Origin of the sequence: Mycobacterium sp., from assembly GCF_032162605.1 — a bacterium.
Classification (GTDB): domain Bacteria; phylum Actinomycetota; class Actinomycetes; order Mycobacteriales; family Mycobacteriaceae; genus Mycobacterium.
In genome coordinates, this window is record NZ_JAVROT010000075.1 from 24847 (window position 1) to 35670 (window position 10824).

Below are 10824 nucleotides of genomic sequence, written 5' to 3' on the forward strand. Positions count from 1 at the left end.
CGCGATCACGCCCGCCGCGACCACGGCGACACCCGCGATGAGATGGGAACGCACGGAAATGCGCAGGTTCGAACTCCTCATGGCAACGGTCGACACCCGCGATGAAATTACGCGGGTGGCAGAAGCCCGGCAGGGACATGGCCGCCCCCGTGTCGCGGCGCTGCGACTACTGTGACCCCTATGCCAGGCGCAGGGGTTTCGGATTGTGAGACGCGTGGATGATTCTCGACGACCGCGGGGTTACAGGGGAGTGGCTCTGAACCCCCGGCGAGGCGCCGATCTGCCCATCCCTACCCTGCCTTCGAAGTTTGGCGCAGTGGGCGCGGACGAATCGGCAGGAAGTCCCGCCCCGCCCAGTCCTGCCGCGCTGCGACGCGTTCTTCGGCGAGCCCGCGACGGCGTGGCGCTCAACGTGGAGGAAGCGGCGATCGCGATGACGGCGCGTGGCGCGGATCTGGAGGATCTGTGCGCCAGCGCGGCCAGGGTGCGCGACGCGGGCCTGACCGCGGCGGGCCGGTTCGGTCCGACGGGAAAGTTACCCGTCACGTACTCCCGCAAGGTGTTCATCCCGATCACCCACCTGTGCCGCGACACCTGCCACTACTGCACGTTCGTCACCGTCCCCGGCAAGCTGCGGGCAGCGGGCAAGGGCATGTTCATGGAACCCGACGAGATTCTCGACGTCGCCCGTCGCGGTGCCGAGTTGGGCTGCAAGGAAGCACTTTTCACCCTCGGCGACCGTCCCGAGGCGCGGTGGGCCGAAGCCAGGCAGTGGCTAGACGAGCGCGGTTACGACTCGACGCTGGACTACGTCCGCGCGATGGCCATCCGCGTGCTCGAGGAGACCGGTCTGCTGCCGCATCTGAATCCCGGCGTCATGAGCTGGTCGGAGCTCTCTCGGCTCAAGCCCGTCGCGCCGTCGATGGGCATGATGCTCGAGACCACCTCACGCCGGTTGTTCGAGACGAAGGGTCTGGCCCATTACGGCAGTCCCGACAAGGATCCGACGGTGCGCCTGCGCACCCTCGACGACGCGGGGCGGTTGTCGGTGCCCTTCACCACCGGTTTGTTGGTCGGCATCGGTGAGAATTTGACCGAGCGCGCCGAGACGATGCACGCGATTCGCCGCTCCCACAAGGAGTTCGGCCACGTGCAGGAAGTCATCGTGCAGAACTTCCGGGCCAAGGACCACACCGCGATGGCGGGTGTGCCCGATGCCGGGATCGACGACTTCCTGGCGACCATCGCCGTCACCCGGTTGGTGCTGGGCCCGAAGATGCGCATCCAGGCGCCACCGAATCTGGTGTCACGGCAGGAGTGCCTGGCCCTGATCGGCGCGGGTGTGGACGACTGGGGCGGCGTGTCACCGCTGACCCCCGATCACGTCAACCCCGAACGGCCCTGGCCCGCTCTGGACGAGCTCGCCGCGGTCACTGCAGAGGCGGGCTATGAGCTGGTGCAGCGACTGACCGCTCAGCCGCAGTACGTGCAGGCGGGTGCGGCATGGATCGACCCGCGGGTGCAGGGTCACGTCGCCGCGCTGGCAGATCCCTACACGGGTTTCGCGTTGGACGTGAACCCGGTGGGGCATCCGTGGCAGGAGCCCGACGAGGCCACCGAGTCGCTGGGGCGTACCGATCTGAACACGGCGATCGACTCCGAGGGCAGGTTGACCGAGACCCGCAGCGACCTCGGTAGTGCGTTCGGCGACTGGGAGTCCATCCGCGAGAAGGTGCACGAGCTCGCCGCGCGGGCTCCGGAGCGCATCGATACCGATGTGCTCGCGGCGCTGCGCTCGGCCGAACGCAACCCCGCCGGCTGCAGTGACGACGAGTACCACGCCTTGGCCACCGCCGATGGACCGGCAATGGATGCGGTTGCTGCCCTTGCTGATTCGCTGCGCCGTGACGTGGTGGGCGATGACGTGACGTTCGTCGTCAACCGGAACATCAACTTCACGAACATCTGCTACACCGGTTGCCGGTTCTGCGCGTTCGCTCAGCGCAAGGGCGACGCGGACGCCTTCTCGCTGTCGACCGACGACGTCGCCGACCGGGCCTGGGAGGCGCATGTCGCCGGGGCCACCGAGGTCTGCATGCAGGGTGGCATCGATCCCGAGTTGCCCGTCACCGGCTATGCCGATCTGGTGCGTGCGGTGAAGGCGCGGGTGCCGTCGATGCACGTGCATGCGTTCTCGCCGATGGAGATCTCCAACGGCGTCACCAAGAGCGGGACGTCGGTTCGTGAGTGGCTGACCAACCTGCGCGAGGCCGGGCTTGGCTCCATTCCCGGCACGGCCGCGGAGATCCTCGACGACGAGGTCCGTTGGGTGCTGACCAAGGGCAAGCTGCCCACGTCGGCGTGGATCGAGGTCATCACCACCGCGCACGAGGTGGGGCTGCGCTCGAGTTCGACGATGATGTACGGCCACGTCGACACCCCGCGGCACTGGGTTGGGCATCTCAACGTGCTGCGCGACATCCAGGACCGCACCGGCGGCTTCACCGAGTTCGTGCCACTGCCGTTCGTGCATCAGAGCTCACCGCTGTACCTCGCCGGGGGCGCGCGGCCGGGGCCCACGCACCGCGACAACCGTGCGGTGCATGCGTTGGCTCGGATCATGTTGCACGGCAGGATCGATCACATCCAGACCAGCTGGGTCAAGCTCGGCGTGGAGCGCACGCAGGTGATGCTCAACGGCGGCGCGAACGATCTCGGCGGAACCCTGATGGAGGAGACGATCTCTCGGATGGCGGGCTCGGAGAACGGGTCGGCCAAGTCCGTCGAGGAGTTGGTGGCCATCGCCGAGGGCATCGGCCGCCCGGCGCGCCAGCGCACCACCACCTATGAGGCTCTCGCCGCCTGACCCCCCCTCGCGCGAGCGTGCGTGTCTGTACCCGACACGCCGCTGCGCGAGTGACAAATCCGCACGTTCGTGGCGCGGAAGCCGCGCATAGTGAGCCAGTTGCCAGGCTCGGCACGTATACAGAGGGACGGTCCATCGTCCTTCCGCCGAGCCTCAGGAGCACGCCGTGACCACGCTTTGGGGATTGCCCGCCCACGCACTGCTCGTGCACGCCGTCGTCGTTCTGGCCCCTCTGACGGCCTCGCTCGAGATCCTGTGCGGGTTCTGGCCAGCCGCGCGGCGCCGGTTCGTGTGGCTGGTGGTCGCCCTAGCCGGTGCGACGACGGTGCTGACGCCGCTCACCACTGATGCCGGTGAGTGGCTGTACGACCAAAAGGCCCAGGTCAGCCCGGTCCTGCGGGAGCACGCCGAGCGCGGCGGCTGGATGATCTACTTCGCCGTCGCGCTGCTGATGGTGGCATTGGCCCTGGCGGTTCTGCACGTGGTCGAGGGCCGGTCCGAGGCGCCGAAGAAGGTCGCCGCCGTCGTGGTCGCGGTCGTCGCACTGGTCGTCGGGGTCTCCTCGATCGTGACCGTGGCGCGGATCGGGCACTCCGGCGCGGAGTCCGTCTGGGGCAGCGTCGGCTGACGTGCGACGTCGGTCGGCCGTTTCTCGCAGGACGTGCTAATCAGTGGACGTGACCTCACCCCAGACACACACCGCCGACGGACGACCACGGGCCCGCGGGCTCGCGATCCCACTGCCCGGCCAGCCGGGTCCCCTCAACGCGATCACCGACGTCGCAGGCCTCGAGGTGGGAACCACCACGCTGGTCGACGGCCATGGCCCGCTTCGGGTCGGGGCCGGCCCAGTGCGCACCGGCGTCACCGCGATCCTGCCCCGTGGACGCGATGGCGTGGGGCGGGCATGTGCGGCGGGCTGGTATTCGCTCAACGGCAACGGGGAGATGACCGGCACCACGTGGATCGAAGAAGCCGGGGCGTTCAACCTACCCATCGTGCTGTCCAACACGCATGCGGTCGGCGCCTGTCACACCGGCGTGGTGAGTTGGGTGAACCGGGTCAAGCCGCTGCTCGCACGCCAGTGGCTGCTCCCGGTGTGCGGGGAGACGTGGGACGGGTATCTGAACGACATCAACGGCGGCCACGTGCGGCCGGAACACGCGGAAGCAGCCCTCGACGCAGCCACGTCGGGCCCGGTGGCCGAGGGGTCGGTCGGCGGCGGCACGGGGATGAACTGCTATGAGTTCAAGGGCGGCAACGGAACCGCGTCGAGGCTGGTCGAATACGGCGCACGAACCTTCACCGTCGCCACGTTCGTGCAGGCGAACTTCGGCTCGCGAAGCGAACTGACGGTGGCCGGTCGGCAGTTCGGACCGTCGCTCGCCGAGGACAACCCGCTCGACTCGGGATGGTTCGCGGTCGATCTCGGCCTGCGGCCGCCTGCCGGCGCGGGTTCGGTGATCGCCGTCGTCGCGACCGATGCCCCACTACTGCCAGGACAGTGCAAGGCGTTGGCCCGCCGGGTGCCGCTCGGCCTGGCCAGGACCGGTACCACGGGAAGTCACTTCTCCGGCGACATCTTCCTGGCGTTCTCCACCGCCGACGCGGACGGACTGCAGAGCGGCTTCCCCACGGGCGCGCCCGCCGACGACGAGTTCGGCACGATGACCTTCATCCCGTGGGGGCGGATGGACGCGTTCTATGCCGCGGTCGTGCAGTCGGTGGAGGAGGCGGTGCTCAACGCGCTGGTGGTCAACGACGACATGGTCGGTCGCGACGATCACCGGTCACCACGACTGCCCCTTGACCACCTGGCGGCACTTCTCGGGCACCTTCGGGAGTAACTCCGGACCACGGTCCGGAACAAATTCGGACTACAGTCCGTTTGGACTGGGTGAGGTCGCCGGGAGGGCCGGTGCCCACCATACGAGGAGAACTGAAATGACTGCAGCAGTAGCGACCGACCTGAGCGCAGGCACCTGGGCCATCGACCCGGTTCATTCGTCGATCAACTTCTCGGTGCGCCACTTGATGGTGAGCAAGGTGCGCGGCACCTTCGGAACGTTCAGCGGCGCGATCGTGGTCGCCGAGGACGGCACGCAATCGGTGACCGCCGAGATCGCGGTTGATTCGATCAACAGCGGCAACGAGCAGCGCGACGCGCACCTCAAGGCCGCCGACTTCTTCGACGTCGAGAAGTACCCGACCGCGTCCTTCGCCTCGACCGGTGTGCGTGCCGACGGCGACGACTACGTGCTCGACGGTAAGTTCACCCTCAAGGGCGTGACGAAGCCGGTCGAGCTCAAGCTCGAGTTCAATGGCGTCAACCCCGGCATGGGTCACGGCGAGGTCGCAGGCTTCGAGGCTTCGATCGTGCTGAACCGCAAGGACTTCGGCGTCGACATCGACATGCCGCTGGAGACCGGCGGTACCGTCATCGGCGACAAGGTGACCATCACGCTGGACATCGAAGCCCTCAAGCAGGCCTGATTTCGCGGGCCATCCTCTGCCACGAGCGTGCGTGTTTGCACGTTTCGCATCGGCGTGTCGCGTACAGACACGCACGCTCGCGCGGAAGGTAGAGGGTCGCGCGAGAACGGGGGGCTACAGGCGGGCGGCGAGCTCGGTGCCCTGTCGGATGGCCCGCTCGGCGTCGATCTCGGCGGCGACGTCCGCGCCGCCGATGACGTGAGGCTCGACGCCGTTCCGGCGCAGCCCTTCTTCGAGATCACGCACCGACTGCTGCCCTGCGCAGATGACGACGTTGTCGACGGCGAGGATACGGGGGTCGGAGCGGCCGGATCCGAAGCTGATGTGTAGGCCGTCGTCGTCGATGCGCTCGTAGTTGACCCCCGAGAGTTGTTGCACCCCTTTGGCCTTCAGCGAGGCGCGGTGCACCCACCCCGTCGTCTTGCCAAGGCCGCGCCCCTGCGGGCCCTTGGTCCGCTGCAACAGGTAGACCTCCCTGACCGGTGGCAGCGGGATGGGCGTGGTCAGGCCGCCGCGCGTCTCTTGCGGGTCATCGTATGGATCCAAGGCACCCCATTCGGCCTTCCACTCCTTGAGGTTCAGCGTCGGGGATTCGTCCGCCAGGAATTCGCTGACGTCGAAGCCGATACCTCCCGCACCGATCACTGCGACGGTCTTGCCGATCGGCCGCCCCAGGATCGCGTCGGCGTAGGACAGCACCATCGGGTGGTCGATGCCCGGGATGTCGGGCATCCGCGGTGAGACGCCGGTGGCCAGCACGACGTCGTCGAACCCCGACAGTTCATCAACGGCGGCGCGGGTGTTCAGCCGCACCTCCACGGCGTGCTTTTCAAGCATTCGAGTGTAGTAGCGGATGGTCTCGTTGAACTCTTCCTTGCCGGGAATCCTTCTGGCCAGGTCGAATTGGCCGCCGATCGTAGAGCCCGCCTCGAACAGCGTCACCGCGTGGCCGCGTTCGGCCGCCGTCACCGCCGCGGACAGGCCGGCAGGCCCGGCTCCGACGACGGCTACCCGCCTCGCGCGTCGCGTCGGCCCGAGCAACAGTGTCGTCTCGTGGCCTGCCCGCGGGTTCAGCAGGCACGACACGGTTTCGTGGACGAACGCGTGATCCAGGCAGGCCTGGTTGCAGGCGATGCACGTGTTGATCTCGTCGGCGACGTCAGCCTGCGCCTTGTTCACCCATTCGGGGTCGCTCAGCAGCGGCCTGGCCATCGAGACCAACTGCACGCGCCCGTCGGCGAGGATCTGCTCGCACGCCGCCGGCATGTTGATGCGGTTGGACGCCACCACCGGAATCCGAACGTGTTCGGCCAGTGCATTGCTGACGTCGACGAATGCGCCACTGGGCACGGACGTGACGATGGTGGGCACGCGCGCTTCGTGCCAACCGATGCCCGTGTTGATGATGGTCGCACCGGCCGCCTCGACTTCGGTTGCCAGCGAGACGATCTCGTCCCAATTCTGGCCGTCTTCGACGTAGTCGGTCATGGACATCCGGTAGCAGACGATGAAGTCGCGGCCCAGGGCCTCGCGCGTGCGCCGGACGATCTCGACGGGCATCCGGCGGCGCTTCTCGGGCGTGCCGCCCCACGCGTCCGTCCGCTTATTGGTCCGCGGCGCAAGGAACTGGTTGAGCAGATAGCCTTCGCTGCCCATGAGCTCGACACCGTCGTAACCCGCCGAGCGGGCCAGCAACGCGCTGCGTACGAAGTCTCCGATGGTGTTCTCGACGCCGCGTGCCGATAGCCGCCGGGGCCGGAACGGGTTGATGGGCGCCTTGATCGACGAGGCGCTGACCGAAAGCGGATGGTAGGCATAGCGTCCCGCATGCAGGACCTGCAGCAGGATCTTGGCGCCCTCGTCGTGCACGGCCGTGGTGATGCGACGGTGCCGCCGGGCCTCCGACGAGGAGACCATCTGCGCGGCGAACGGCAGCAGCCATCCGGCGCGGTTTGGGGCGTACCCGCCGGTGATGATGAGCCCGACGCCGCCACGGGCTCGCTCGGCGAAGTACGCGGCCAGTCGGTCGGTGTCACGCGCCCGGTCCTCCAGACCCGTGTGCATCGAACCCATCACGACCCGGTTGCGCAACGTGGTGAAGCCAAGGTCCAACGGGGCCAACAGGTTCGGGTACGGGTTCGTCGCCGACGAGCGTTCGCGCGAGGAGAAATCAGACACTATTGCCTCTCAGGGCGGTCAGCACTTCGTCGAGCCAGCGCAGCGATCCCTCTTCGGCGAGGATCCCGCCGCGCAGCACCAGGTGCTGGTGCATCGCCGCTCCGTCCAACGCGGAGGGGTCGGGGAATTGGTGTTTCTCGAAACCCAGGTAGGCGTCGAGGAGTTGGGCCCGCTCACCACGCAGGGCGGCGACCTGGGCGCGCAGTGCGTCGACGTCGCCGTATACGGCGCCACGGATCTTCACGGCAAGGTCGCGGGTGCGCGAGTCGGTCAGGGAGCTGCCCCGTCCGGAGAGGGGCTCGGCGATCCAGCGGGCCAACTCGTCACGGCCGCCGTCGGTGACGCCGTACACCTTCTTGTCCGGTCTGCCGTGTTGTTCGACGACGTCGACCGACACCCAGCCGTCGTCCTCCATTGTGCGCAACGTCCGGTAGATCTGCTGATGTGTGGCGGCCCAGAAGTAACCGATGGACCGGTCGAAGCGGCGACCCAACTCGTAGCCGGAGCCGGTCTGCTCGCTCAGCGACACCAGGATCGCGTGGGGGAGTGCCACGCCCGGGAGCGTAGGCGCTACCGGCGGTCCTATGCAACTAGTTGCACCCCCGGGAGGTCGGCATGCCCGAAAGGTGACTGGTCGACTTGTATGTGCAACGTCTAGTATCAGTAACTACGCGCCACCCGTAACCGGCGGCGCGTGAAGTTAGGACACACTGAGACAGGCGTCCAGGTATGGGCAACGCATACTTGCTTCGGCTTCTCGGGGGTCCTACCAGGTCCCAACCGACCGGCAGCCCACTGGACAGGAGAGACATCAGTGACGTACACCATTGCCGAACCCTGTGTCGACATCAAAGACAAGGCATGCATCGAGGAATGCCCAGTCGACTGCATCTACGAGGGCGCGCGCATGCTGTACATCCACCCCGACGAGTGCGTGGACTGTGGTGCGTGCGAGCCGGTGTGCCCGGTCGAGGCCATCTACTACGAGGACGACGTCCCGGATCAGTGGAGCGGCTACACCCAGTACAACGCGGACTTCTTCGTGGAGTTGGGGTCGCCGGGCGGCGCGTCGAAGGTCGGGCAGACCGATAACGACCCGCAGGCCATCAAGGACATGCCCCCCCAGGGCGAGGAGAGCTGAGCGAAGCCGACCGATGGGATGGGAGAGCTGAGCGAAGCGAAGCCGACCGACAGGACGGGCGTGACAACGACCAGGTTGCTCACTGGCCCGCTTTCCGCGTCGCTGCCGGTCTTCCCATGGGACACGTTGGCCGACGTTTCGGCCACGGCCAGATCACACCCTGACGGCATCGTCGACCTCTCGGTCGGCACCCCCGTAGACGAGGTGGCCCCCGTGATCAGGCATGCCCTCGCCGCGGCCAGTTCCGCACCCGGATACCCGACGACGGCGGGCACTCCCGCCCTGCGCGCCTCGGCGGTGGCGGCGCTGCGTCGTCGTTACGGCATCACCGACCTCGCCGATGACGCCGTGTTGCCCGTCATCGGCACCAAGGAACTCATCGCCTGGTTGCCGACGCTGCTCGGCCTCACCGCTGACGACGTCGTCGTCGTCCCCGAGTTGGCCTACCCCACCTACGACGTCGGGGCGCGGCTGGCGGGTGCCGAGGTCGTGGCTGCGGATTCGCTGACGCAACTCGGCCCCCGGGTGCCCAAACTGGTCTACGTCAACTCGCCGAGCAACCCGACGGGCGCGGTCCTCGGCGTCGAGCACCTCCGCAAAGTCGTGCAGTGGGCGCGCCACCGGGGGGCGTTGGTCGCCTCCGACGAGTGCTACCTCGGACTGGGCTGGGACGCCGAGCGCGGGTCCGATGTCGCGACGCCGGTATCGGTGCTGCACCCCTCGGTGTGCGGTGGTGACCACACCGGCCTGCTCGCCATCCACTCGCTGTCGAAGACGTCGTCGCTCGCCGGATACCGGGCGGGATTCGTCGCGGGCGATCCCGCGGTGGTCGCCGAACTGCTCGCGGTACGCAAGCACGCCGGAATGATGGTGCCGACGCCGATTCAGGCCGCGATGGTCGCCGCCCTCGACGACGACGCACACGAGAAGGAACAGAAGGAGCGCTACGCGCGGCGGCGCGACGTGCTGTTGGCGGCCGTCCTCGGCGCCGGTTTCACCGTCGACCACTCCGAGGCAGGCCTCTATCTGTGGGCGACCCGGGACGAACCCTGCCGCGACACCGTCGCCTCGCTGGCGCAACTCGGAATCCTGGTCGCACCGGGGGAGTTCTACGGACCCCGCGGCGGCAGGCACGTACGGATGGCGCTGACCGCCACGGACGAGCGGATCGACGCGGCCGTCCGACGTCTCGGCTGATGGCGCGGGACGGGCGCATCGCCGGGCCGCACGGCGCGATCTACTACCGGATCGTCGGAGACGACTCCAACCCCGATGCCCTGCCCCTGTTGACGATTCACGGCGGTCCCGGGATGCCGCACGACTACCTGCGTGATCTCGACGAGCTGGCCGTCGACCGGCCGGTTGTCTACTACGACCAGATCGGGTGCGGTGCGTCCGACCGCCCAAGTGACGAAAGCCTATGGAGAATAGACACTTTCGTCGATGAGGTCGACGTCGTGCGCAACGCTCTCGGCCTCGATCGGGTACACGTGCTTGGCCAGTCCGCGGGCGGGTGGATCGCTCAGGAGTACGCGCTGCGTCGGCCGACCGGGCTCGCGAGCCTGCATCTGGCCAACACCTGCGCAAGCATTCCGCTCTTCGGACGCGGGGTGGCGCAGTTAAAGGCCGCGCTGCCCGGCGGTGCTGGTGCGCTCATTGACGCGCACGAATCAGCTGGCATCACAACCGATCCCGAGTATCTGGCGGCCGTCGGCCTGTTCAACCGGCTGCACTTCACCGGCACTGACGACGTCCCGCGTCATGTGCAGGCCGCGATGCAGGTGATGAACCCAGCGATCTACGCGGCGATGGTCGGCACGGGGTTGACATTCACCGGCACCATGGCGGGCTGGGACGTCACCGACCGACTCGGGCAACTCGATCTGCCCGTGTTGGTGACCTCCGGGCGATTCGACGAGATGACGCCCGAGGTGGTGCGCGACATGGCCGACGCGATCCCCGGCGCTCAAATGGTGATCTTCGAGCAGTCTGCCCACCTGCCGATGGTCACCGAGGCGGCGGCATTCCTCAACGTCGTGCGGGCATTCCTCGATAGCCTCGCAGCATGAGCGATTACGGCATGGAGGCCGCCGATCGGCTTCCCTTCGCAACTGCGGAAAAGGCCGACCGCTACCGCACCGACGAC

General features: G+C 67.7%; 9 protein-coding genes. 7 read left to right on the top strand and 2 right to left on the bottom strand.

All coding sequences use genetic code 11. From position 1 onward, the window contains the following. The first annotated feature begins 316 nt into the window (after positions 1–316). The 4 genes from QOI01_RS04240 (at position 317) to QOI01_RS04255 (ending at position 5359) form a co-directional block, all read left to right on the top strand. Complete coding sequence (locus QOI01_RS04240; protein ID WP_526378886.1) at positions 317–2866, top strand: bifunctional FO biosynthesis protein CofGH; 2550 nt, start codon at positions 317–319, stop codon at positions 2864–2866. 166 nt (positions 2867–3032) lie between these two features. Beyond that, a complete protein-coding gene (locus QOI01_RS04245; protein WP_526378888.1) occupies positions 3033–3494 on the top strand; it encodes a DUF2231 domain-containing protein in 462 nt (153 codons plus the stop codon). Between the two features lie 49 nt (positions 3495–3543). Beyond that, positions 3544–4713, top strand: coding sequence for a DmpA family aminopeptidase (locus tag QOI01_RS04250; protein WP_526378890.1), 1170 nt, complete (start codon positions 3544–3546; stop codon positions 4711–4713). 97 nt (positions 4714–4810) lie between these two features. Then, entirely contained in the window at positions 4811–5359 is a 549-nt protein-coding gene (locus QOI01_RS04255) for a YceI family protein (RefSeq protein WP_526378892.1), read from the top strand. Between the two features lie 114 nt (positions 5360–5473). Here the strand turns inward: QOI01_RS04255 and QOI01_RS04260 are convergent, their stop codons facing one another. Both QOI01_RS04260 and QOI01_RS04265 read right to left on the bottom strand, forming a co-directional pair. Then, the gene (locus QOI01_RS04260) at positions 5474–7537 is read right to left on the bottom strand and encodes an oxidoreductase (protein WP_526378894.1); all 2064 of its coding nucleotides are present in this window, start codon (positions 7535–7537) and stop codon (positions 5474–5476) included. Then, the gene (locus QOI01_RS04265) at positions 7530–8090 is read right to left on the bottom strand and encodes a PadR family transcriptional regulator (RefSeq protein WP_526378896.1); all 561 of its coding nucleotides are present in this window, start codon (positions 8088–8090) and stop codon (positions 7530–7532) included. The genes QOI01_RS04260 and QOI01_RS04265 overlap by 8 nt, the downstream gene beginning before the upstream one ends. Before the next feature lie 261 nt (positions 8091–8351). Between QOI01_RS04265 and fdxA the strand changes: the two genes are divergently transcribed. Genes fdxA through QOI01_RS04280 form a run of 3 tightly spaced genes read left to right on the top strand, consistent with a single transcriptional unit; the run spans position 8352 to position 10747 of the window. Next, entirely contained in the window at positions 8352–8678 is a 327-nt protein-coding gene (gene fdxA, locus QOI01_RS04270) for a ferredoxin (protein ID WP_526378898.1), read from the top strand. 60 nt (positions 8679–8738) lie between these two features. Next, entirely contained in the window at positions 8739–9875 is a 1137-nt protein-coding gene (dapC, locus tag QOI01_RS04275; RefSeq protein WP_526378900.1) for a succinyldiaminopimelate transaminase, read from the top strand. Further along, a complete protein-coding gene (locus tag QOI01_RS04280) occupies positions 9875–10747 on the top strand; it encodes a proline iminopeptidase-family hydrolase (RefSeq protein WP_526378902.1) in 873 nt (290 codons plus the stop codon). The genes dapC and QOI01_RS04280 overlap by 1 nt, the downstream gene beginning before the upstream one ends. Positions 10748–10824: the final 77 nt, after the last annotated feature.